Here is a 22,253-nt window from a genome sequence, read left to right as displayed (position 1 = left end):
GGCGTCACGGCTTTTCTTCGAACAGGGTGCGGGGCATCACGTACCAGAGCAGGAAGAGGATCGCGGTGCCATGGGTGAGCATGGCGACGGAGAGCGGCACGTTGAGCAGGACGTGCGGCAGCACGCCTGATGACATCAGGACGAAGCGAGGCGGAAGCCCTGCGGAGGTGCGGTTGCCGAGCGCCAGCACGAAGCCTGCCGCGAGCGCGGTCAGCGGTGCGAGCCAGGGACCGACCGACGCAATGCCTTCGGTCGCAAACAGCGACGCATTCACATTGCCGAAGTCGTAGGCGTTCTGCATGACCACCGCGAGCGGCTCATCATAAGGACAATGCATCAGCGGCTTGAGAACGGAGATCTGGCAGAACCAGGTCAGCGGGTGGCTGGCGAAGAAATCGTTGTAGAGCTCGAGCGCGCCCGATGCCGTCGCCATCATCCGGATGTTGACGATATCGAAATACCTGCCGGGAATGCTCCGCAGGCTCGCCTCCGTCAGCCAGATCACGAGCAGTCCGATCAGCATCGGAACGAAAATCGAGGCGATGACCGATGCTCTCGCCTCCAGGAGCCGCGACAGCACGACCAGCGCGATCAACCAGGCCGGCGTGAAGAACGCGAACTTCGTCAGGGTGATGGGATAGAACAGCAGGAGCAGGACCAGGACCAGGACGGCGCGGATGCGGTGGCCGAGCAGCCAGTAGCACGCGAAGACGAACGGCAGCAGCGTGCTGGAAACCCAGCCGATGAGATATCGCAGCGCTCCCGGAAATTCGAGGGTGTCGCGATAGTCGTAAATGCGCGAGATCGAGACCAGCCGAAAATTGTAGGTCGCGGCCACCGCGATCGTGGCTACGGAGATCGCCAGAATGAGCGTGAGCAACTGCTCGAAGCGGACGTTGGAGAGGATCACGAACTGCCGCAGCGGTGCCCGGATGAACAGCATGGGCATCAGGCATAGCAGCAGCGCCAGTGCCGCCGAAACTCCGGCAAGCAATCGCGGGTAATTGTAGTCGGAGAAGACGTCGATCCAGAGGAAGCCCAGGATCATCGTGTAGAAATAGAATCCGACGAAATAGCCGAAGCAGAAGCGGACGGAGGCGAACAGCAGCGAGACGAGGGAAAAGCCGGCCGCAATGATGACCGCGATCCAGAGGCGCCTCGGGTTGAAGTCGATGGAAAGCTGGAAGGTCGCAACCTCGATCAGCGACAGGCAGGTGACGGCGCTGTGCAGCAGCACCAACCTCGTCAGCGCGGCTTTCGTGTCCAGGCGGGTGCGCAGATCGCTGATGATGCCGGCCAGTGCGCTCATTGTGGAAGCTCGCTGCGGACGATGGAGGTTGCGAGCAGGTCAGGCGATGTCGAGCGAGTGCTTGAAGTAGGCGATCGTTTCCTTCAGCCCGTCCTCGAGTGCGACCTTCGGCTCCCAGTTCAGCATCGCCTTCGCCTTGGCGAGGTCGGGCTGGCGCTGGCGCGGGTCGTCCTGCGGCAGCGGCTTGAACACCAGCTTGGACCGCGAGCCCGTGAGCTTGATGACCTTTTCGGCGAGTTCACGGATCGTGAACTCGGAATTGTTGCCGAGGTTGATCGGGCCGGTGATGTCTTCCGCCGTCACCATCAACCGCATGATGGCCTCGACGAGGTCGTCGACATAGCAGAACGAGCGGGTCTGCCCGCCGTCGCCGAACACGGTGATCGGCTCGCCCTGGAGCGCCTGGACGATGAAGGACGACACCACGCGGCCGTCATTCGGCTGCATGCGCGGACCGTAGGTGTTGAAGATGCGCGCGACCTTGATCGGCAGGCCGTGCTGGCGCCAATAGTCGAAGAACAGCGTCTCGGCGCAGCGCTTGCCCTCATCGTAGCAGGAGCGGATGCCGATCGGGTTGACGTTGCCCCAGTAATCTTCGGTCTGCGGATGGATCAGCGGATCGCCATAGACCTCGCTGGTCGAGGCCTGAAAGATGCGCGCCTTGAGCCGCTTGGCGAGCCCCAGCATGTTGATGGCGCCGTGCACCGAGGTCTTGGTGGTCTGCACGGGATCGCGTTGGTAGTGGATCGGCGAGGCCGGGCAGGCCAGGTTGAAGATCGCGTCGACCTCGAGGTAGAGCGGAAAGGTGACGTCGTGCCGGATAGCTTCGAACAGTGGATTTGCGATCAGATGGGCGATGTTGCGCCGGCTGCCGGTGAAATAATTGTCTGCGGATACCACTTCGGCTCCGGCATCGAGCAGTCGCTCGCATAGATGCGACCCGATGAACCCGGCGCCCCCGGTGACGAGGATGCGGCTGTTCCTGTAGTTTTCAAACGGCATGATCGGGTTCCAGCTGGATCTCGGGACGGTCTCCCGGTGCGGCGGCAGAGTGGTATCGGCTACGGGTGAAAACGCCAAGGGCTTTGTGGGTAACAAAATACCACTTGATATCGGAAGTGGTTTGAGACCGATGGATTTTCCAGGTCCCGCCACTTCGTATAGAAGCCGTCTGGAGTACGCGGGGAGCGTGCCTCCGTTCGGAGCAGGTGAATGAAAGTCGTAATTCTTGCGGGAGGCCTGGGCACGCGAATCGCGGAGGAGACCACCACGCGACCGAAGCCGATGGTGGAGATCGGCGGGCGGCCGATCCTGTGGCACATCATGAAGATCTACAGCCGTTATGGCTTCCATGATTTCGTGATCTGCCTTGGCTACAAGGGCTTCATGATCAAGGAGTACTTCGCGAACTACTTCCTGCACATGTCCGACGTGACCTTCCACATCGCCGAGAACCGGATGGAAGTGCATCGCGAGACGGCCGAGCCGTGGCGGGTTACGCTCGTCGACACCGGCGAGGACACCCAGACCGGTGGCCGGCTGAAGCGGGTGTTGCCTTATGTCGCGGACGAGCCCTTCTTCGCATTGACCTATGGCGACGGTGTCGCCGACATCGACCTGGCCGCCGAGATCGCGTTCCACAAGGCGCATGGGCGGCGCGCCACCGTTTCGGTGGTGCGGCCGGCCAAGCGTTTCGGCGCGATCGCGATCGAGGGCGACCGGGTCGTCAATTTCGAGGAAAAGCCCAATGACGACGGCGGCTGGATCAATGGCGGTTTCTTTCTGTTGTCGCCGTCGGTCGGCGAGTTGATCGCAGGCGACAACACGATTTGGGAGCGCGAGCCGATGGAGCAGCTCGTGCGCGGCGATGATCTGCGCGCCTACGTGCATCCCGGCTTCTGGCACCCGATGGACTCGCTGCGCGATCGTAACTTCCTCGAGGGTGAGTGGGCCGGCAACCGTGCCAAATGGAGGGTCTGGTGACGGATCCGGCATTCTGGCGCGGCAAGAAGGTCTTTCTCACCGGCCACACCGGCTTCAAGGGCGCGTGGGCGTCGCTGCTGCTGCGCCGCCTCGGGGCCGACGTCTACGGCTATGCGTTGCCGCCGACCCACCAATCCGCGCTGTTCGTCACGGCGCGCATCGCCGACGACATCAAGCACCGCATCGCCGACATCCGCGATCTCGCCACCTTGCGCGCCGCAATGGCGGAAGCCGAGCCCGACATCGTCATCCACATGGCGGCGCAAGCGCTGGTGCGTCCGTCCTATGAAGAGCCGGTCGAGACCTTTGCGACCAACGTGATGGGCACGGTGCATGTGCTGGAGGCGGCACGGTCTCTGCGCTCGGTGCAGGTGATCCTGAACGTCACCAGCGACAAATGCTACGAGAACAACGGCATGGGCGCCGCCTTCGGCGAGGGCGACCGGCTCGGCGGTGATGATCCCTACAGCAACAGCAAGGCCTGCGCCGAGCTCGTGACGCATTCCTACCGCCACAGTTTCTTCAACGCGAAGGGGGCGGCGCGCGTCGCGACTGCACGGGCCGGCAACGTGTTCGGCGGCGGCGACTGGGCGCGCGACCGCCTTGTGCCCGATGCGATGCAGGCGTTCCTGGCCGGCGAGGCGCTCCGTATCCGCAATCCCAATTCGGTGCGGCCCTGGCAGCACGCGCTCGACCCGGTGCTCGGCTATCTCTCGCTGGTCGAGCGATTGGCGGGCGATGAGCGTTTCGTCGGGGGCTGGAATTTCGGACCGGATACCGCAAGCGAGGTGCCGGTCGGGACCGTGGTCGATCGTCTGATCGCGCTTTGGGGCGACGGCGCGCGGTGGACGGCCGATTCCGGCCCGCATCCGCACGAAGCTGCCTATCTCAGGCTCGATTGCGCGAAGGCGCGGAGCGAACTCGGCTGGACGCCCCGGCTCGATCTGGCGCAAGGCCTTCAGCTGACCGTCGATTGGTACAAGGCGCTGCGCGAGGGCCGGGACCTGCGCAGCTTCTCGCTCGATCAGCTCGACCAGGTCGCTTGCGCTGTGCAGGCCTGATCAGACCGGCAGATCGAGGATCTCGGCAATGCGGTCCTCTGCCGACACCGCGTGCTTCAGGTGCTCGCCCGACAAGACCGCCAGATAGGATTTGAGCAGGACGACGAGCACGAGGATGGCGCGCTCGACGTCGGGCGAAAGACCGGTTCGGCCGAAGGCGGCCTCTTGCAGGAACGGCCGGTTCTCCATGAAGGTCAACCAGTAGAGGTAGTCGTAGCCGGCGATGCCGCGGAATGCGTCTTCCCAGTCGATGACGCGCCGCACGCCGCCCTGGAGCATGATGTTCTTCGGCCCGAAATCGCCGTGACAGAGCGCCTCGGGCAAATCCGCCAGACCATCCCCGAGCAGCGCAATCAGCCTGCGCACCTCGGTCGCGCCGGCCCGATCCAGCAGGCCGCGGCTCGAAAGCGTCTCCAGTGCCCCTGCGGCGGACGCCAGATAGTGATCGAACGAGGCAAGCCCATCCGGCTGCCAGTCCTTGAGCCGCTCACTGCACGCGGATGCCATTGCGGCGGCATCAGCGGGCGGCATCGGGGCGGGCTGTGGCACGAGCGCGGGCATCATGAGGCACAGCCGCGCCGCTCCATCCGCGAGCGGGATCTCGAAACGGTCGAGCACGATCGTGTTGCCATGGAGTTGCTCGAGGATGTCGGCTTCCTTGGCGAGGTTGGCGCGCGCACGCGTCCCTGGCAGATGCGTCTTCAGAAACCGCTTCTCGCCGGAGATATTTGCATCGTAGCAGGCACCCAGCGTACCGCCCGGCGCCGGCGCGACGGTGACATCACGGCTTAGGGATTGCAGGTGCTGTCGCAGCGCAGGCAGGAGGCGCGCGCGATCGGCGGCGATGTCGGGGCGGTCGTCGGTTTCGAAGAATGCGATCTTACTCAGCACGATAGAGCGGGCTCAGATAGTCGATCCGGTCGTAGCCGAAATGACGGGCCAGTGCCGCGGTGCCCTGTGCAATCTGTTTGCGCTCCTGGTCCGAGAGCTCCTGGATCACGGCCTGGTTGTAGTCCTTGGTGCTCTTGAGCACGGTTCCCCAGGGTGCGATGGAGTCCTTGATCTCGACGCCGTTCCAGCTCGGATAAAGCATGGAGTCGGCGAAGGGCACGCCGATGAATCCGGCCGCCTCGGTCATGAACTTGCGCTTGTCGTCGACGAGGTCCTCGTAACGGAAGATCCGCACGTTCTCGGGATACATTTTGGCAAACATCTCGACCGTCGAATGATAGATGTTCCAGGTGATCAGGTATTTGGTCAGCGGTTGCGGGAACGGGCGGCGCTTGGTGTCGCGGTAAGCCGAGAACGGATTGCGCACGATGTGCAGGATGCGGATGTTGGGAAAGTCGCGCACCATGCGATCGGCATCGATCCCGATGGCGGGGGAGTAGCCGACATGGACCATGCCCGGCCGCGGCTTGACGTAATAGTTCTCCCAGGCCGCGAAGGTCGCGCGGAAGAAGGCTTCGATCACCTGGCGGCGGAAGATCGGCGGCTCGCCGACGATGCGGGCAAACTCGGCGACCCGCTTCTTCTCGTCCATCACGCAGTCCGCATCGCGGAACTTGGAGCCGTTGCGCTTGCGCAGGAAGGTCTTCAACTCCTCGTCGATCATCTGCTCATAGAGCTCGGTGGCCGTCAGCCCTTCCGGGAATTCGGGATAGCGGTACTGGACGCGCTCCACCGAGGCGAGGAAGTCGTTGAAGTTGCGGTTGCCGAGCTGAGATTCGAAGGGATAGACGAGCAGATCGGGATGACCGTCGAAGTGACGATGGGTGACGTTTCCGCCGTGCTCGAAGCCTGCGGAAACCATGGCCAGCCGGAAGTCATTCATGCGCCTACCCCTAACGTCGTCGAACCTCGATCTGACCCTCCGTTTAGCCGCATGGGCCGGATAATCAAGTTCGGATCGCCCCTTCCGCCATGCCGGGAACGTGGCATGGGCAGGGGGCCTTGCCGAAGCGGGACATTGACGACGCCGGGGTAGCTGATCTACCCGGGGCTATGCGTGTCTTTGCCACCGGTGCGAGCGGTTTTCTGGGCTCCTATCTCGTTGCGGACCTCGTGGCGCGGGGGCACGAGGTGGCCGTCCTGCTGCGGCCGGCAAGTTCCTATTGGCGCCTCGCGCAGCTACATGACCGGCTGCACGTGATCCCGGGCAGTCTGGAGCATCCGGATGGGCTGCGCGGAGCGCTGGGGGCGTTCGCGCCGGAGGTGGTCGTGCACATGGCCTGGCGCGGTGTCGCAGGCAGCGATCGCAACAGCCCGGTCCAGGCCGCCAACGTGGCCGACACGGTGGGCCTCGCCGAGATCGCGGCCGAAGCCGGCGCCAGGATCTTCGTCGGGGCCGGATCGCAGGCGGAATACGGCCCCTATGATCGCGCGATCCGGGAGGACGACGTGCCACGGCCGACGACGTTGTACGGTATGGCCAAGCTCGCAGCCGGATCGATGGCGATGCGCCTGTGCGAGGAGCGGGGCCTGCGTGCCGCCTGGCTCAGGATTTTCTCGACCTACGGCCCGAAAGATGCCGATCATTGGCTGATTCCGAGCACGATCGGGAACTTGCGCTCCGGCCACCATATGGCGCTGACGGCCTGCGAGCAGCGCTGGGGATTTCTGCACGCGCGCGATGCCGCGAGCGCTTTCCGGCTGGCGATCACGCACGAAGCGGCGAGCGGCATCTTCAATGTCGGCAGCGCCGACGCCCCGCCGTTGCGCGAGACGGTGACGCGGTTGCGCGATCTCGTAGACCCCGGCGCCGCTCTCGGCTTCGGCGAGTTGGCGTATCGGCCCGATCAGGTTATGGTCCTGGCCGCGGACGTTTCGCGCATGCTTGCCTTGGGCTGGAAGCCCGAAGTGCCGTTGGATGAGGGACTACGCGAGACGGTAGAGTGGCATGACGCGACAAAATCTTCCTGAGCCGAAAGAATTCGCGCGACGGATTCGTGCGCACGCGTTGCGCATGGTGCATGCCGCGAAGGCGTCCCATATCGGCGGCTGCCTCTCGATGGCGGACATCCTGGCGGTGCTCTACACGCGGATCCTGCGCGTCGATCCCGCTGAGCCGCAAAGCCCGAGCCGCGACCGCTTCGTGCTCAGCAAGGGCCACGCCACGGCGATCATGTACGCAACGCTTGCCGAATGCGGTTTCTTTTCCCTCACCGAGCTCGACTCCTATTGCCGCGACGGGTCGATCTTCACCGGGCATGTCAGCCACGCCGTGCCCGGCGTCGAGGTTTCGACCGGCTCGCTCGGCCATGGCCTGCCGATCGCGATCGGCATGGCGCTGGCCGCACGCCATGCAGGCGCAGGCAGTCGCGTGTTCTGCCTGCTCAGCGACGGTGAATGCGACGAGGGCTCGAACTGGGAGGGCATCCTGTTCGCGCCGCATCACAAGCTCGACAATCTCTGCGTCATCGTCGACTTCAACAAGATCCAGAGTTTCGGCTCGGTCGCCGAGGTGTTGAACCTGGATCCGTTTGCCGAGAAATGGCAAGCGTTCGGCTGGCAGGTCGAGGAGATCGACGGCCACGACCTCGCTGCGCTCGAGCGTGTGCTGAGCGGCGTGCCGGCCGCATCGGGCCGGCCGACCGTCGTGATCGCCCACACCGTCAAGGGCAAAGGCGTGAGCTTCATGGAGAACAAGCTCGAATGGCATTATCGCTCGCCATCGGATGAACTGCTCGCGCAGGCGCTGGCCGAGGTCGGCGCATGAGGACGACGTTCATCGAGAGCCTGTCGCAGGCCGCAAGCGAAAACCCCGATATCTGGCTGCTCTGCGGCGATCTCGGCTACTCCGTGCTGGAGCCGTTCGCGGCGAAGTTTCCCGATCGCTATCTCAATGTCGGTGTGGCCGAGCAGAACATGGCGGGGATCGCCGCCGGCATTGCGCTGTCGGGCAAGACCGTCTTCATCTACTCGATCGGCAATTTCCCGACGCTGCGCTGCCTCGAGCAACTCCGCAACGACGTCTGCTACCACGGTGCCGACGTCAAGGTCGTGGCGGTGGGCGCCGGCTATGCCTATGGCAGCCAGGGCTACACCCACCACGCGCTGGAGGATGCGGGGATCATGTCGATGTTGCCGGGCATCGAGGTGTTCGTGCCCTGCGATCCCATGGAGGTACGGGCTGCGACGGGTCTGATCGCAACGAGCGGCAAGCCGTCTTACTTGCGGCTCAGCCGTCAGGGGGAGCCGAATCTCGGCGCAGCCGTGACCGATCTGCGCAAGCCCAGGGTTTTGCGTGACGGACGGGATGTCGTCATCCTCGCGTCGGGGCCGATTGCCTCCCGCGCGCTGGAGGCCGCCGGCGAACTCGCCGGGCGGGGCCGCGCCGTCGGTGTCGTCAGCGTCTCCTGCCTGAAACCGCTCGACGAGGTCGCGATCCGCGACGCCGTGCGCGACGCCTCGCTCGTCGTGACGCTTGAAGAGCACATCTTGCGCGGCGGCTTGTTCAGCCTGGTAGCTGGCCTATTCGCCGGCGATCCGCGGCGACCGCCGGTCACAGGCCTCGGCATTCCGGAGCAGGGTGGCAAGACCTCGAGCGCGGGGTCGCGCGAGGCGCTGCTCGATGCCGCCGGTCTCTCGGCTCAGGCGATCGTTGCGCGAATCGAGCAATCGCTGGCGAAGCGCTGACGCCGCCTGCGCGTCACGCGCCGGGCGGCGGTGAGGGGTCGAAATTGACGCGCTCGCGCTCGAACACCACGGGCTTCTCGCGCACCTGTCCGTAGATCGCGAGAACGTACTCGCCGATCATGCCCATGAAGAACAGCTGTACGCCACCGAAGAAGAACATGGCGACGATCAGTGTGAGGATGCCGGGTTCGGCGAGCTTCTGATAAAGCACCAGGCCGATGATGAAGTTGACGATCGCGTATGCGATGCTCACGGCCGAGATCAGAAAGCCCGCGAGCAGGCCGAATCGGACTGGCGCGGTGGTGAAGGACACCAGCCCGTTGAGGCCCTGATCGATCAGCGCGCTGGCGCGGTTCTTGGAAAATCCCTTCTTGCGCTCGCGCCAGATGTACGGCACGCCGACCATGCGACCGCCGCATTCGAACGTCATCATTCGCATGAACGGATAGGCGTCACGGACGTGACGCATGGCCTCGACAACACGCCTGTCGACAAGTTGGAAGTCACCGACTCCTGGAGGCACCTTGAGCTCGGAGAACCGGGTCAGCACGCGGTAGTAAGTGTTGCGGAGCCCGCGCATCAGACGGCTTTCCTCGCGCGCGGCGCGGATCCCATAGACGATCTCGTAGCCGGCTTCCCACAGCTTGACGAATTCGGGAAGCAATTCGGGCGGATCCTGAAGGTCCGCCGGCATGAACAGCAGGACGGCGTCGCCGCGCGAGGCCATCACGCCGTTGTAGGTGTTGCGGAGCGGTCCGAAGTTGCGCGCATTGACGATGATCTTGACCGCCGGGTCCCGCGCTGCGATCTCGCGCAGGATCTCCATGGTGCGATCGTCGGAGGCGTTGTCGCAGAAGATGTGCTCGCGCTGATAGCCCTGAAGCTCGCCGTCGAAGATCTTCCGGATTGCCTCGTAGCAATCCCTGACGTTGAGCTCTTCGTTGTAACAGGGCGTGATGACGCTGATTGTTTTCACGTTCGCATCTCTGAAGCAGGGCAAATGGTCATCGCGGCGTGTCGGCGCCGTAGACGGCGGATTTGTGGTAGTATCTGGCGACGCAGTCGTTCGGCAATCTGTCGGCGTTGGCCGTCACATCGGCGGTCATCAGCAGAGACGGCGTCCATTTGTGCCGGGGAACCACGACAACCGGTTCGGGGCTCGTCGTCAGGAGGGCATGCCGATCGGCGCTCTCCCGCCAGTAGGGATACAGGCCCTGCCATTGCGCGCGCAACTGGAACGCCGTTGAGCTCAGGCTGAGCGAGACGATCGTGAGCAGCGCCAGGCTCGCGGGCATCCCGACCGGACCGAGCAGGCCACGAAACGCGCCCGCCGTAAACCGTTCGCGCAATTGCCGGCTGTAGGCACCGACGACCAGCCTGACGCCCAGAGTCGATCCGAACAGCAGCAGGATGAGCGCCTGGTTCTGCGCCCGCTCGATCAGCCGCATGCCCGTCGCATATCGATGAGCGAAATACTCGAAGTAACAGCACGCCAGGCAGATCGCGATCGTGCCGAGAGCCAGCATCTTGCCTCTTTGCGGCGCTGGTTGCGTCGCTTGAGGTTCGGCCAGTGCGATCAGGCCGACGGCGGCGAGCCAGGCGACGACGGCAGGCTCTCTAAGGAAGCGGCCGAGACCGGCGAGCGAATCGACCAGTGCTTGAACAACCGACCACGTCACATGCCCGCCGTTCGGGAGTTGCTCCATGCGCGTGCTGTTGCCGCCGGCCGAGACAACAATGATCCATCCGATTGCAATGGCGGTCGCGATCAGGAGGTGCTGCGCGATCTGGCGCTGTTGGCCGAGGAGATGGTGCGCGACCAGCGAGGCCGACACGATCAGCAGCAGCCATGCCCCGGTAAATTCGTTGCACAGCGCAGCAGCGAAGCCGCCCAGGGCCATCGCGAGGCTGAGCGGCCACGAGAAGCCGGATTCCCCGTCAAGCGCCCGAACGCACTCCCCGAGGATCAGGATGGTGATCAAGGCGGGCGGGACGTAACAGGTCACGGCCGAGAGCCAGTACAGCAGATCGCGCACGCTCGGTGCGGCGCTGACCACGGCGCTCGCGAATGCGAGCGTGAGGAAAACCAACTGGAGGGCGGCGGTGCGGGGCCAGGCCCGGACCATGGCGAGGGCCGTGGCGGCCAGGAACAACGCCGCGCTCGCAGCCATCGTCAGTGAATAGGCAGACAGCAAGCTGACACCCGTCGCGGCCGATATCGCCGGCGGAAGCTGGGTCAGCCACAGTGCCAGGATCCGGCCCGACTGCGTATGATAGAAGATCGACACGGTGTGGACGAAGCCGTGACGCACATACAGTTCCGCGAAGCAGAAGTCGTCATGTTCAGGCGCGCTAAGCGACGTGAGTGCAAACAGACACAACAGAAAAATTGCAGGAAACAGGCTGCACAGCGTCCAGCCGATCCAGGACCGGCGATCGGCGTGGGGACGCGCTGCCAGTGGAATAACACCTTGATTGTACACGCAAAGCCCCCTCCGATCCGGGGCAGATTAAAGACAACCCGTCAAGGTCGCAATGTTCAATTCCAGCTGTTGCAAGTGGCTGCGTGTGCCGCGCCGTCGGAATCGCTGGAGCATGATCCCGAAAAAGTGTGCAGCGGTTTTCCGAAAAGATCATGCCCAAACAACAACCTAAAGCGCGATGACGATTCACCCTGATTTCATCGCGCTTTAGAACTCCCGCCGTTTCAGCCAGGCCCGCGTAGACCAATGGGCAAAACACCAGGCCGACCTGATCGGGGAGAGGTGCTCGACATCGCGGTAGATCCGCCAGACCCATTTGGCCGAACGTGCCGGCCGGCTGGAGACCGAGGAGCCCCTCACGCGATAGCGCGCGAGATCCTCGTTGAGGCCGTAAGCGGTGTGACCGCGCTTGAGGATCGAGAGCCATAGACAGAAATCATCGTAGCCCTCGTTCTTCATCGCGATGGGGCCGGCGATCTCGCGGTCGACCATTGCGGTCAGCGTCGCGATCGCGGTGTTCTCCAGGAGCTGGCCATAGGTGAGCGAGGCCGGCACCTCGATCAGCCGTCCGGTGACGGTGTTGGTCTCGTTGATGCGGCGGAAGGCGGTGTAGCTGAGAGCGGCCTGCCTTGCCTTCGCGAAGGCAAGCTGCCGCTCCAGCTTCTCGGGCAGCCACAGATCGTCGCTGTCGAGGAAGGCGAGATAGCGGCCCTGCGCTGCGTCGATCGACGCCTGGCGCGCTAGCGCCGGCCCGCCGTTCTTCGGCATCCGGATCAGCTTGACGCGCGGGTCGCGCTCGCCGATGCCGGCGATGATCGCCGGCGTCCGGTCGGTCGAGCAGTCGTCCGCGATCAGGAACTCCCAATCGGCGAAGGTCTGGTTCTGCACCGAGTGGATCGTCTCCTCGATCAGGCCTTCGACATTCCAGGACGGCGTGATGATCGAGACGAGCGGCATGATGGGTCCGTTCAGTTCACGCCGGCCGGCTCGGCGACGGCCGCGCGCAGGGAGGCCGCAAAAATGTCGAGCAGCTTGGGATCGCTGATATAGAGCTCGCCCGGATATGACTGACGCCAGGCAGACTCGAAATAGGGCGCGCCTTTGGCCGGATCGAACGGCCCGGCGGAGAGTGCCGCGCGCAGGCGTGCGGGCACATCGGCCAGACGATCGACCGCATACACCAGCGGGCAGGAGCGGTAGAACGCATCGCCCATCACCACGACCGGCTTGCCGAGCAGCAGCGCCTCGGCGCCCGATTTGCTGTTGACGGAGATGACCGCATCGGCGCGATTGAGCACGGTGTAATTGTTGGTCTGCGGCGGCAGCAGCACGAAATTGTCGAACCGGCGCGCGAGCTCGAACAGCCGGGAGGCCGCGATCGCTCCGATCTGGGCGGGATGCTCCTTCACCACGAGCACATGCGAATCCGGGATCGTGCGCAGCAGGAAGTCGACGGTCGCGACCTGGTCGAGATAGTCCGGCGAGCGCAGCGTCAGCGCCATGTCGGCCGGAACGTGAAACGGATAATAGACGAAGGGCGCCTCGGGGATCGGCCTATAGAGCGTGCGCAGCCGCGTCGCGTTGAGCGCCATCGCGGCATGGACCCGGGCGTGGCGCAGATTGTGCCCGAACTCCTGGTGCTTGCCGAGCGCGAACTGGTCCCACAGCTTTTCGGTGAGGCGGCGTGCGTTGCGCAAATTGACGACTTTCTTGAAGGCCGCGGAATAATGGTGCTGATCCTTCTTGGGAATGACGATCGCGCGCTGCCTCAGCGTGTCGTCGAGATAGGCGCGCACTTCCGACGAGACGGCGTCCGCCGGCGTCGACATCACGTCGGGTGCACCGAGGGTGTCAGGCGTGAAGTACATCCGGCCGCGAAAGAACGAGGGCTCGATGAACCAGTTGCGGATGTCGCGGCGCCTGGCGGCGTAAAAGCTCGCGAGTACCGAGAGAAAGCCGCCGAGCTCCTGCACCAGCTCGGCGCGCTTGCCTTGCCGCTCCAGCCGGTCGAGCACTGTCTCCATCGCATTGGCATAGATCATGAAGCGCCGGCGCAGTGCCGCGGTGTCGCGGATGCCGAAAGTGAAGCGCTCATGACTGAACAGGAAATTGGTTCCGTCGAGCCCGTAGGCCGCAACCCGCGTGTCGAAAGCCGTGCTGTCGTCGGGCGAGGGGGCGGCCTTGAGGCCCTCGCGATACATGTTCGTGACCGGAATGCCTTCGGCCGTCGACATCTCCGCGCTGCGATCGTCGAAGGCGAGCAACTCGACGTCATGGCCTGCCGCGCGCAACCGTTGCGCAACCGGAATCCAGAACCGGGTCTGGTATTCGGCGAGCGTGGTGATGAGAATGGTCTTTGCGGGTGTGGCCATGGCTCTATCGGGCGGGTTCGATCGCAATACTTGCGAGGGGCAAGCCCGTCACCGCGCAATGCGCGCGTCTTGCCGTAAATTGAGACGGGCTCGCCTGATCGTGAGTGGCGATGCGTTGAAGCAGGGTCTGGACGAAGGGCGGTGCGATTCGCTTGTCGCGCCGGGCGGGATTGAACTGGCTGCGCAGCCGCTCCGTGACGGCGGAGCCGAGCGCGGCGCTGGCGGCTCCTTTGACAATCTGGCCAAGGCTCGGCCTGGCACGCGTTCCCTTCACGGTCGCGAGCAGCGAGACGTAAGGTCGGCGCGAACGCGTCGCACGGGTCAGGACTTCGGCGACACGTTCGGCGGCTTGTCCGTCGTTGAGATGGAAGAATGCCTCGATATCGGCGGCGTGAACGCGAGCGAAATCGAAGGTCTCGGTCTCGCGCTCGATGTGGTCGATCGCGTCGAGCAGTTCGTCGAACGAGGCGACCCGCCGGCTCACGCGCGCCGGCAGCGCGGCATGGCCGGCAGTGGTCGGCGTGTTCAGATATTCGAGCTGCAGCGGCAGCTTTCCCAGCAAGACCGATTCGACGGCCGTCCCGCAGTTGAGATGGATCACTGCGGTTGCATTGCGGATGCGGTCGAGCACGCTGCCGCTGCCGTCGATCAGGACGTTGGCGTGGCGCGAAAGGGCGTTGCGATAGACGTCATCGCTCTCGAAGGGGTGCGGACGCACCAGAATGTTTCGGTCGGGCCGCGCAGCGGCGAGCCGGTCGATCTCGACGAGATAATTGGCGAAGACCTGCTTCAGGTCGGCGATGAAGCGATCGACATAGGCGCCGTCCCAACCGGCCCGCACCATCGCTTCGCGCTCGCCGCCCGGCTTGCCGGTGAAGCGCGAATTGACCAGCGGAAAGTTGGCGTTGACGAGCAGATAGCCGTGCGGCTCTCCGTCGAGCAGCGCGCGCCAGTGCGGGGCCGCGAAATCGAAGCGCGGGCATCCGGTGAGGTGAAGCTGCTCCGGCTTCATGGTTCCGGCCGCGAGGAAGGCCTCGTGCAGCCGGCTCCCCCAGAAGAAATAGCCCGCCAGGATATCGGCGTAGCCGCTGCCCTTGATGTGAGCGGCCATCGCAGGAGGCGAGTTGCCGCCTTTCTCCGCGAGCACGCCGCCCTCGGTGTCAAGCACGTACAGGGCGAGGCCCGCTCCGGCAAAGCTGCGCATCAGGTCGAGATTGACGGGACGCGCGTAGTTGACGACCAGCGCGTCCAGCCCCAGTCGCGGGACATCGACGGCCTGCTCGTACATCGGCACCAGTGCGACGGAGACGCCGCGCCGCGCGAGTTGATAACCGAGCATGACTGCCCCCGGCAGGTCACGCTTGGGGTGATCGACCACCAGGCCTATACGCAAGATGTGAGCTCCCGGCAGGTCCGTGTCAGAGCCGCATCACGGTGCGCTCGAGCTCCGTCAGCGCACCGACCGCGCGGAAGCGCGCCGGCGGTTCGGGAAAGATGCGCGGCTGCTGGATGTAGGTTGCCGTGTACAGCAGGCGGCTGTGATCCGACTGGATCCTGCTTCCCATGTGCAGGCAGCGCGCCGTGTTGACGATGAAGGACGACAGGCGGGGCGCGATCATCTCCTTGACGGCGTCGGGACCGGTCTTGGCAAAAACCCTCGCATCGCTCATGTGGCTCTTGAGCGAGTTGCGGAACGCCTTTGACGGCCCGGCCGGGATGAAGGTGAACGGGCCATCGGCAGTGTCCTGCACGTCGGTCAGATAGATGAAGAGCTTGCAGACGCGCTTGTCGTCGTGATCGAGATGCCACAACTGGGAGAAGCTCAACGCCTGGTTCGGCGTGGGTTGAGACAATGTCAGCACCACGTCCGACAATTGCGGCAGGTCGTGCATGAAGTCGCCGATGATGCGCAGTGCAGCCGGCTGCAGGGCGTAGCGGACGAACGGATGATCGGTGGCAAACGCACCGTTGACGAGGTCCTCGTCCAGCAGGCTGACCCAGAACGATTTGTGTCCTTCCTTCTGCCGGCCGACCAGCTCCTGGAGGCGGTTCACCTTGCCGTCCGCGAACGACGCGACGGCTTCCGCGAGTCCGCGGTCCACGATCGAGGAGACGTCGACGTAGCCGTCTGTCTCCAGCTTGCGGCTGGCCTCGGCCCATTCGGGTTTGGTCGGAAGCTGCTTGAGCAACGCGATCCGTTTGGCACGAGCCGGCAGTTGCAGGCTGGTCAGTGCAGCCTTCAGCACCCATCCGAGATCGGTGCGGTTGACGTGCCACAGCAGGCGGCGGAACTGGCTGATCTTCGCCTTCTTCGGGGCAGGCCGATCAGCCGTCGTATCGACGGTTGTCATGTGGGCTCCCAGCAATACAAAAAACCATCATTGTGGATCGTCGGCGCGAACGGCATGCGTTCGCGCGCCAAGATGCGGACGCGGCCCTGCTGCTCGTAATCGTCGAGCGTCGAGAACAGCTGCGTCTGGTAGTCCACCGACCGGATGTAGAGGAAGCTGACCATGTCTCGCGGATTTGCGAGATTCAGAAGCTCCGTCGTCGGCTCGATGTTGATGACGCGCTTGGGCTTCGCCGCAATGATGTTGTCCACCACCTTGTGCACGTCGTAGGGAATTTGCTCGATGCAGAAGTAGGTAAAAACGACCTGGTCCCTGATCGCGGCGTAGCTGGGGTCGTTGCCGTCGGTCAGGTCGATCCTGTCGAGCGATATCCGGTCCGACAGCCCATAATGCGCCGCGATCTCGCGGCCGGCAGCGATGCCGTTCGGCGCGATGTCGAACCCGCGTAGCCGCCAATCGGGATGGTTGAGGTGAAGCGACAGAAGGTTGATGCCACAGCCGGCGCCAAGCTCGACGATCTCGGTGGCGCCGCCGGTGTGCCGCGCCAGCAATTCGCCGAGCGCCCTGGCGCGATAGCGATAATAGTCGTCGGCCGCGACCCTGCAGATCTGATTGTCGACCTTGCGAAGACCCAGCGCGGGGTTCTTCGGAATCAGGAAGTCCTGGATGCTTGCGGCCTTCGTCCAGTTCTTTTCCGACAGCGTCCGCTGCCAGTGCAGCAGATTGTATTCGGAATCGACGATGTCGGCCGTGCGTTTCACGCGGCGCATCGCAAGACGGCCGATACTCCTGACCGCGTCCAGAGCATAGGTCGTCGCCCGGTCCGACAACGATGCCGGAGCAAAACCCGTGATGACGGCCTTCGTGTCTGTCGCGTGGATGTTCATTCAACTGCTTCTGGATGTCAGTCCCATCAGTTGTCCGACGGCTGGAAATACAGTCCGGTGCCGCTTTTCGAGCACGAGGAAGTATTGGAGCGTCCAGGTGATCAGACAGAAAGCCATGGAACCAAGGGCGAGCTTTAGCACGCTGTCGAACCGAATGTAACCTGCAATTGCCGCTAGAAAAATGCTTGCCAGGACCAGGATTGCGAACTGGGTTCCGATGACCTTCGCGAAGCGATTGCGGTCGAGCTCGAGTGCGCCGCGCAACGCTTCGAGCTGCAAGGGCAGGATGAGCATACTACCGATCACCTGGCCGAGGATCAGGGCGCGTTCCGCGAACAGGTGCAGTGTCGCGGCGGAGACGACCGCCCAGATCAGGAGCTGAACGGCGATCAGCCTGTTGAGCCTGGCCTGCACCTCCGGCCGCGTCATGAAGATCAGGCTGCCGATCGCGACGTATTGGGCGCAGATCGGGACCAGGAAGCTCAGGCCCATCCAGAACGCGTAGGGCGCGAGAAGGGGGCCGATCCAGATGTTCATGATCTCCGGCGAAAGGATCGCGGTCGCAGCCAGCGGCGGCACCACGAACATCGGCATCATGACGAGGCCGAGGTCGCCGAGGCGCTGGAACGAGGTCGCGCTGCCGCGCTCGTCGAGGCGGCTGGCGACGGGAAGCAGGGCGGATGTCAGAAGGCTGACGACGACTTTGGAAACCCGCGACAATCGCACCAGCGCGTCGTAGGTGCCGACCGCCTTGGGCCCGAACAGCAATCCGATCAGGAACGGCTGAAGCGGTCCGGAAATGCCGCCCATCAGTTTGCCCTGCAGGAGCAGCAGGCAGCGGTGCAGAATATCCTGCCGGATGTCCGGGGTCCACGGCAGCAATCGCACGCGCTTGTGCCGCAGGGCCACGAACGCGGCAATTCCAATGACGACGGCGCGGGCCACCAGCGTGGCGAGATAGATATAGGCGACCACTTCAAAGCCTGCCGCCGCCCACGAGGCTGCGAATGTCAGGCCGACATAGGCCGCCGTTGACGTGACCTCCGCAACGCGGAGCAGGTTGTAGCGCTCGAAGCCCTTGACGGTGCCTTCCCACACCAGTGCCGGAACGAAGATCAGATTCGCGAGGGCCGTGTAGTGCATGATCCGCGTGAACGTCTCCACATGTGCGGCGTCGACCTTCATTACGATGACGAACAGTGGCGTCGCGAACCATATGACGGCGCTCAGCATCAAGGTGAGAGCGAAGGAGACCGCCCCCAGGAAAGCGAGCTGGCGACTGGCCTGTGTCCAATTGCGGTGCTCGCGCGCGCGGGCGACGACCTGGGTAGCGACCTCGGACAGACCGAGGTCGAGCACCGCCATCATGCCGCTGGGAAGCAGCAGTCGCGAGATGACGATGAGGCCGAACTCGGTCACCCCCCAGGTCCCAATGATCAATGGAATGACCGCAAGACCCAGCAGGGCGGCCACGCCGAAGGCCAGCGCCGAAATCACCGTGTTCTGGATCAGGCGCTTGATCATTGATGTCTTGCTACCAGGCGCTCAGACCGCCGTCGACGGCGACGTTCTGCCCAGTCACGTAGGACGCAGCATCCGACACCAGGAACAGCATCGTCCCCACCATCTCGTCCGCGCGAGCCATGCGGCCGAGCGGGATACGGGCACCATAGCGCGCCTTGAAGGTCTCGTTCTGTCCGCTCTCGACCCCGCCGGGGGTGAGGGTATTGACGCGAACGCCCTTCGCCGCCCAGTAGGTCGCCAGGTGCTTGGTCAGGCCGATGACGCCGGCTTTGGACGCGGTGTAGACCGCGGGCGTGTTGATGGCGCGGCCGAGATATTCGGAGCCTTCGTAGATGCGCTGGTCGGGCGCCATCAGGCCGTAGATCGAGGCGGTCTGCACGATAGCGCCGTAGCCACGCTCGGCCATTTGGCCGCCAAATACCTGCGCGACGTTGAACATGCCGTCGAGATTGACCGCCATGATCTCTCGCCATGTGTCCAGCGAGAATTTTTCGACCGGTGCAAAGAAGGCGTCGACATCGCCGGTCTTGCTCGCGGCGTTGTTGAGCAGGATCGAGACCGGTCCGAGGTCCGCTTCGATCGCCTCGGCCGTGTTGCGGACGGAGCTTGGCTCGGTGATGTCGCAGCCATAGCCTTTGGCGCGCGCGGCATGGCGTGAGGCGACGTCGGCTGCCGCAGCATCGGTCGCGGCCTGATCGAGATCGACGATCGCGACGTTGGCTCCAAACTCGGCAAGGCCTTCGGCGAAGCGGCGTCCGAGGATGCCGCATCCCCCGGTGACGACGGCGGTTCGACCGGTCAGATCGAACAGGGCCTTGAAGCTCGTGGTCATCGCTTGGGCCTCCTCAGGCCGGTAGTCGTTGGCGCAGCAACAGTTCGACCAACGCAAAATCGAGATCGGAATCGATGTCGATCGAGCGTTCTTCCGGCATTTCGAACAGGCGCGTGTCCGGATAGAACACCGCAGGCTGCTCCAGGAACGGCGCGACGCGCCAGACATAGATCGACGCGTTCATGTCGAAGCAGCGCGGCGCATCCTGACGGCGGGTGATTGGAGGATCGGCAGTTTTGGAGAGGCCGACGCTGCCATCGGTGCGCTGCTCGACCAGATTGAAATAGGGCGAGCGTCGCGCCGGTGCCCCCGTAACGACATTGCGTGTGCCGCTCTCGCGCAGCAGCGCGACCGCACCGGTGATGTCGGACGCCAGCCTGAGCGGCGAGGTGACGTCGAGATCGACGAAGATCTCCGGCGTGCGGCCCGTTTGCGCGATGGCCCGCTCGAGACAGTGGCGGATTGCCGGAAGCTTCGGTGCTGTGTCGGTCGCCATCTCGTCGGGACGCTTGACCGCGATGTCGGCACCGGCCTTGAGGGCCGCGTCGAGCAGCGCGTCCGAATCGCTGCTGAACGCGATTGCATCGAACAGGCCGGTCTCGCGTGCCTGCGCGATGCTCCAGGCCAGCACGGGTTTGCCCAGCAGATCGCGCGCATTCTTGCCGACGACCCCTTTCGAGCCGCCGCGTGCGCAGATGGTGCAGAGGAGACTCATGGCGATATCCAGGTCTTGGTGCGCAGAGCACGCTCGCTGGCATCGATCAGATGCACGACGCCGAGCGCCTCGGGCAGCGAGCAGGCCGGGCTCGCGCCACGCATCGCCGCGACATGCATGTCGCGATAGCTCTGGTCGCGGTCGCTGGGGATCTCCGTTGCCTTGCCGTTGATCGCAAGACGGCTGCCGACGAGATCGGCCTCGATGGTGTCGTCGTCGACATTGACGCGAATGCGGCGGATGCCCTGCCGGTCGAGATAGTCCATGTGGACGTGGACCGATGGCGCGCGCTGCATATCGAGCAGCAGGTCGAGATGGTCGTCGACGTCGATGTCGCGCGCGCCGGACGCACCGCCGAGCGCTGCGACGCGATGCCACGGACCGAACAGCCACAGCAGATAGTCCAGTTCGTGGCTGAGATCCCGCAGCACACCACCTCCGGCATCGACTGTGGCGGATGCGGTCGCGCGATGATCGCGGCCGGGTCGCCAGTCCCTGATGTCCTGGCCGACATAGGCCGCGACCGTGATCACATCGCGCCCGCGCAGTTTCTCGGCCAGCGCCGTCATCACGGGGTGGAAGCGCAGATTGTATCCGACGCTGACATGGGCAAACGGATATTTCGGCGGAGGCATCGGTGTCGCGAACAGCGGCTTTTCGACAAGGACTTTGCCATCGAAGCCGGCCTGCGCGAGCTCTTTCAGATCTTCCGCATGGCGCGCAGTCTCGGTGGCGATCACCACGTAGTCCGGATGCGCCGTCGCGACGGCCTGCGTGATCGATCCGTAGTCGCCGCCTTCGCGGCGGCTGACGGTCGCGACCTCGAGGCCGAGCTCGCGCAGGACGCGCGCATGCCTCGTGCCGATTGAGCCGAGACCAACCACGACGGCTTTTGTCGAAGTCACGGGAAGACCTCGTGAAACTCCGCATGCGCCTGCTCGAAATCCTCCAGGCGGCCGATATCGAGCCAGTATTCGCGAATGGGATAGACCGCAACCCGCCCCTTGTCGGCGATGACGCGCTCCAGCAAGGTCGGCATGTCGATGCTGACGCCGGGCGTGACACGGCTGAAGACGGACCGGCCGATCACGTAGATGCCGGCACTGACGAACCAGCTCTCGGTCGGCTTCTCGCGGATGGCATCGAGAAAACCGTCCGACGTGGAAACCACGCCATAGGGGACGTGGACCTTGTGCTCGCGCACCACCATCGTCGCTTCCGCCGGAGTTGCGTTATGGAAGTCGAGGAGGGCGCCGTAGTTGATCGTGGTGAGGATGTCGCCGTTGGTGACGATCATGGGCAGGGCCGGCGGGGCCCGGAAGAGTCCGAGCGCGCCTGCAGTTCCCAGCCGTTCCGTTTCGTGGACGTACTGGATATTGGCGCCGAAGGCCGTGCCATTGCCAAAGTAGTCCTTGATCATCTGGGCCTTGTAGTTGACCGAGATGAAGATGTTGCCAAAACCCTGCTGCACGACGTTGCGGACGATGGTCTCGAGCAGCGGCCGGCCGCCGACATTGAGCATCGGCTTCGGCAGGTCGCGTGTCAGCGCGCCCAGGCGTTCGCCGAGGCCGCCTGCCATGATCAGGACAGGGTTCGGATAGTGTGCCGGTTCGAGCAGTTCGTCGAGCGTCTCGACCACGACCAGATGGCCGCTCTCGTCGACAAGCGGAAGCTGCTTGATCGACTTCTGCCGCATCAGCTGCAGGCGATCCTCGCGTGGCAGTGTCGCTGGAGCCGACACCGCCGCACGGTTCATGATGTCGGTCGCAAGTCCGGTGAGAGGGATGCCGCGCAGCAGGCCGCGCCTCACGTCACCGTCGGTGACCACGCCGAGCAGGCGGTTCTGGTCGTCGAGTACGAGCGCAATCTGGATGCTTCCGCTCTCGATGGCAGCAATGGCCTCGCCCACAGTCGCCTGCGTTCCAACGACGGCCTTACGCCAGGATTTCATGGCAATCTGCCTCGTATACGCCAGATATTGGGGGCGGCCCACGGCTGAGCCTGCTATATCGCGGCTGCGAGAGGCGGCGTCAACCCCAACGGCATCCTCCTGAACAGCCCCGTTAACCCAGGCATTTCGCGGTCCGAATCAACAGTT

The 22,253-nt window shown here is 64.1% G+C and carries 21 protein-coding genes; 5 read left to right on the top strand and 16 right to left on the bottom strand.

Annotated features, from left to right (window positions below):
- Positions 1-4 precede the first annotated feature (4 nt).
- The gene (locus tag IVB24_RS29255; RefSeq protein WP_247769961.1) at positions 5-1,309 is read right to left on the bottom strand and encodes a hypothetical protein; all 1,305 of its coding nucleotides are present in this window, start codon (positions 1,307-1,309) and stop codon (positions 5-7) included.
- A 39-nt stretch (positions 1,310-1,348) separates the two neighbouring features.
- Positions 1,349-2,311: a UDP-glucuronic acid decarboxylase family protein gene (locus IVB24_RS29250; RefSeq protein WP_094972553.1), complete on the bottom strand. Its 963-nt coding sequence runs from the start codon at positions 2,309-2,311 to the stop codon at positions 1,349-1,351.
- A gap of 210 nt (positions 2,312-2,521) precedes the next feature.
- Between IVB24_RS29250 and rfbF the strand changes: the two genes are divergently transcribed.
- The gene (gene rfbF, locus IVB24_RS29245; RefSeq protein WP_094972552.1) at positions 2,522-3,292 is read left to right on the top strand and encodes a glucose-1-phosphate cytidylyltransferase; all 771 of its coding nucleotides are present in this window, start codon (positions 2,522-2,524) and stop codon (positions 3,290-3,292) included.
- A complete protein-coding gene (gene rfbG / locus IVB24_RS29240) occupies positions 3,289-4,353 on the top strand; it encodes a CDP-glucose 4,6-dehydratase (protein WP_247769959.1) in 1,065 nt (354 codons plus the stop codon). Before rfbF ends, rfbG begins: the two co-directional genes overlap by 4 nt.
- Here rfbG and IVB24_RS29235 read toward each other — a convergent pair whose 3' ends face one another.
- Together IVB24_RS29235 and IVB24_RS29230 are read right to left on the bottom strand one after the other, a co-directional pair.
- Positions 4,354-5,244, bottom strand: a complete 891-nt coding sequence (locus IVB24_RS29235; protein ID WP_247769953.1) for a phosphotransferase — start codon at positions 5,242-5,244, stop codon at positions 4,354-4,356. It abuts the gene before it with no gap.
- On the bottom strand, positions 5,234-6,187 hold the full coding sequence (locus IVB24_RS29230) for a sulfotransferase (protein WP_247769947.1): 954 nt from the start codon (positions 6,185-6,187) through the stop codon (positions 5,234-5,236). The genes IVB24_RS29235 and IVB24_RS29230 overlap by 11 nt, the downstream gene beginning before the upstream one ends.
- A 119-nt stretch (positions 6,188-6,306) precedes the next feature.
- Between IVB24_RS29230 and IVB24_RS29225 the strand changes: the two genes are divergently transcribed.
- From IVB24_RS29225 to IVB24_RS29215, 3 genes are read left to right on the top strand one after another with little or no spacing between them, the layout of a single operon-like run.
- A complete protein-coding gene (locus IVB24_RS29225) occupies positions 6,307-7,275 on the top strand; it encodes an NAD(P)-dependent oxidoreductase (RefSeq protein WP_247769946.1) in 969 nt (322 codons plus the stop codon).
- Positions 7,276-7,318: 43 nt separating this feature from the next.
- The gene (locus tag IVB24_RS29220) at positions 7,319-8,071 is read left to right on the top strand and encodes a transketolase (RefSeq protein ID WP_244607444.1); all 753 of its coding nucleotides are present in this window, start codon (positions 7,319-7,321) and stop codon (positions 8,069-8,071) included.
- Positions 8,068-8,991 (top strand): transketolase C-terminal domain-containing protein, encoded by a 924-nt coding sequence (locus tag IVB24_RS29215; RefSeq protein WP_247769945.1) that lies wholly within the window; start codon positions 8,068-8,070, stop codon positions 8,989-8,991. Before IVB24_RS29220 ends, IVB24_RS29215 begins: the two co-directional genes overlap by 4 nt.
- Positions 8,992-9,004: 13 nt before the next feature.
- Here IVB24_RS29215 and IVB24_RS29210 read toward each other — a convergent pair whose 3' ends face one another.
- The 12 genes from IVB24_RS29210 to IVB24_RS29155 all read right to left on the bottom strand — a co-directional run bounded on the left by IVB24_RS29210 (position 9,005) and on the right by IVB24_RS29155 (position 22,106).
- Positions 9,005-9,967 (bottom strand): glycosyltransferase family 2 protein, encoded by a 963-nt coding sequence (locus IVB24_RS29210; RefSeq protein ID WP_247769943.1) that lies wholly within the window; start codon positions 9,965-9,967, stop codon positions 9,005-9,007.
- Positions 9,968-9,995: 28 nt separating this feature from the next.
- The gene (locus tag IVB24_RS29205) at positions 9,996-11,474 is read right to left on the bottom strand and encodes a DUF6056 family protein (RefSeq protein WP_247769942.1); all 1,479 of its coding nucleotides are present in this window, start codon (positions 11,472-11,474) and stop codon (positions 9,996-9,998) included.
- A 207-nt stretch (positions 11,475-11,681) separates the two neighbouring features.
- Complete coding sequence (locus tag IVB24_RS29200) at positions 11,682-12,431, bottom strand: glycosyltransferase family 2 protein (protein WP_247769941.1); 750 nt, start codon at positions 12,429-12,431, stop codon at positions 11,682-11,684.
- 11 nt (positions 12,432-12,442) lie between these two features.
- Positions 12,443-13,846, bottom strand: coding sequence for a capsule biosynthesis protein (locus IVB24_RS29195; RefSeq protein WP_247769940.1), 1,404 nt, complete (start codon positions 13,844-13,846; stop codon positions 12,443-12,445).
- 4 nt (positions 13,847-13,850) lie between these two features.
- A complete protein-coding gene (locus tag IVB24_RS29190) occupies positions 13,851-15,239 on the bottom strand; it encodes a surface carbohydrate biosynthesis protein (RefSeq protein ID WP_247769939.1) in 1,389 nt (462 codons plus the stop codon).
- Between the two features lie 25 nt (positions 15,240-15,264).
- Positions 15,265-16,197, bottom strand: coding sequence for a hypothetical protein (locus tag IVB24_RS29185; RefSeq protein WP_247769937.1), 933 nt, complete (start codon positions 16,195-16,197; stop codon positions 15,265-15,267).
- The gene (locus tag IVB24_RS29180; protein ID WP_247769935.1) at positions 16,194-17,084 is read right to left on the bottom strand and encodes a class I SAM-dependent methyltransferase; all 891 of its coding nucleotides are present in this window, start codon (positions 17,082-17,084) and stop codon (positions 16,194-16,196) included. Before IVB24_RS29180 ends, IVB24_RS29185 begins: the two co-directional genes overlap by 4 nt.
- Positions 17,085-18,608, bottom strand: coding sequence for a hypothetical protein (locus tag IVB24_RS29175; RefSeq protein ID WP_247769933.1), 1,524 nt, complete (start codon positions 18,606-18,608; stop codon positions 17,085-17,087).
- A 10-nt stretch (positions 18,609-18,618) separates the two neighbouring features.
- A complete protein-coding gene (locus tag IVB24_RS29170; protein WP_247769931.1) occupies positions 18,619-19,440 on the bottom strand; it encodes an SDR family oxidoreductase in 822 nt (273 codons plus the stop codon).
- A gap of 13 nt (positions 19,441-19,453) precedes the next feature.
- Positions 19,454-20,155: an acylneuraminate cytidylyltransferase family protein gene (locus IVB24_RS29165; protein ID WP_247769930.1), complete on the bottom strand. Its 702-nt coding sequence runs from the start codon at positions 20,153-20,155 to the stop codon at positions 19,454-19,456.
- Entirely contained in the window at positions 20,152-21,060 is a 909-nt protein-coding gene (locus IVB24_RS29160; protein ID WP_247769929.1) for a Gfo/Idh/MocA family oxidoreductase, read from the bottom strand. The genes IVB24_RS29165 and IVB24_RS29160 overlap by 4 nt, the downstream gene beginning before the upstream one ends.
- Positions 21,057-22,106 (bottom strand): nucleotidyltransferase family protein, encoded by a 1,050-nt coding sequence (locus IVB24_RS29155; protein ID WP_247769927.1) that lies wholly within the window; start codon positions 22,104-22,106, stop codon positions 21,057-21,059. The genes IVB24_RS29160 and IVB24_RS29155 overlap by 4 nt, the downstream gene beginning before the upstream one ends.
- Positions 22,107-22,253 lie beyond the last annotated feature (147 nt).

Origin of the sequence: Bradyrhizobium sp. 192, assembly GCF_023100965.1 — a bacterium.
GTDB lineage: Bacteria > Pseudomonadota > Alphaproteobacteria > Rhizobiales > Xanthobacteraceae > Bradyrhizobium > Bradyrhizobium symbiodeficiens.
This window is presented reverse-complemented; position numbering and strand designations above follow the sequence as displayed.

What these genes read in the sequence shown, in the direction of transcription:
- IVB24_RS29255 (WP_247769961.1), bottom strand. Translation starts at nt 1,309, where the DNA reads ATGAGCGCACTGGCCGGCATCATCAGCGATCTGCGCACCCGCCTGGAC.
- IVB24_RS29250 (WP_094972553.1), bottom strand. Translation starts at nt 2,311, where the DNA reads ATGCCGTTTGAAAACTACAGGAACAGCCGCATCCTCGTCACCGGGGGC.
- rfbF (WP_094972552.1), top strand. Translation starts at nt 2,522, where the DNA reads ATGAAAGTCGTAATTCTTGCGGGAGGCCTGGGCACGCGAATCGCGGAG.
- IVB24_RS29230 (WP_247769947.1), bottom strand. Translation starts at nt 6,187, where the DNA reads ATGAATGACTTCCGGCTGGCCATGGTTTCCGCAGGCTTCGAGCACGGC.
- IVB24_RS29220 (WP_244607444.1), top strand. Translation starts at nt 7,319, where the DNA reads ATGGTGCATGCCGCGAAGGCGTCCCATATCGGCGGCTGCCTCTCGATG.
- IVB24_RS29215 (WP_247769945.1), top strand. Translation starts at nt 8,068, where the DNA reads ATGAGGACGACGTTCATCGAGAGCCTGTCGCAGGCCGCAAGCGAAAAC.
- IVB24_RS29200 (WP_247769941.1), bottom strand. Translation starts at nt 12,431, where the DNA reads ATGCCGCTCGTCTCGATCATCACGCCGTCCTGGAATGTCGAAGGCCTG.
- IVB24_RS29195 (WP_247769940.1), bottom strand. Translation starts at nt 13,846, where the DNA reads ATGGCCACACCCGCAAAGACCATTCTCATCACCACGCTCGCCGAATAC.
- IVB24_RS29185 (WP_247769937.1), bottom strand. Translation starts at nt 16,197, where the DNA reads ATGACAACCGTCGATACGACGGCTGATCGGCCTGCCCCGAAGAAGGCG.
- IVB24_RS29180 (WP_247769935.1), bottom strand. Translation starts at nt 17,084, where the DNA reads ATGAACATCCACGCGACAGACACGAAGGCCGTCATCACGGGTTTTGCT.
- IVB24_RS29175 (WP_247769933.1), bottom strand. Translation starts at nt 18,608, where the DNA reads ATGATCAAGCGCCTGATCCAGAACACGGTGATTTCGGCGCTGGCCTTC.
- IVB24_RS29170 (WP_247769931.1), bottom strand. Translation starts at nt 19,440, where the DNA reads ATGACCACGAGCTTCAAGGCCCTGTTCGATCTGACCGGTCGAACCGCC.
- IVB24_RS29165 (WP_247769930.1), bottom strand. Translation starts at nt 20,155, where the DNA reads ATGAGTCTCCTCTGCACCATCTGCGCACGCGGCGGCTCGAAAGGGGTC.
- IVB24_RS29155 (WP_247769927.1), bottom strand. Translation starts at nt 22,106, where the DNA reads ATGAAATCCTGGCGTAAGGCCGTCGTTGGAACGCAGGCGACTGTGGGC.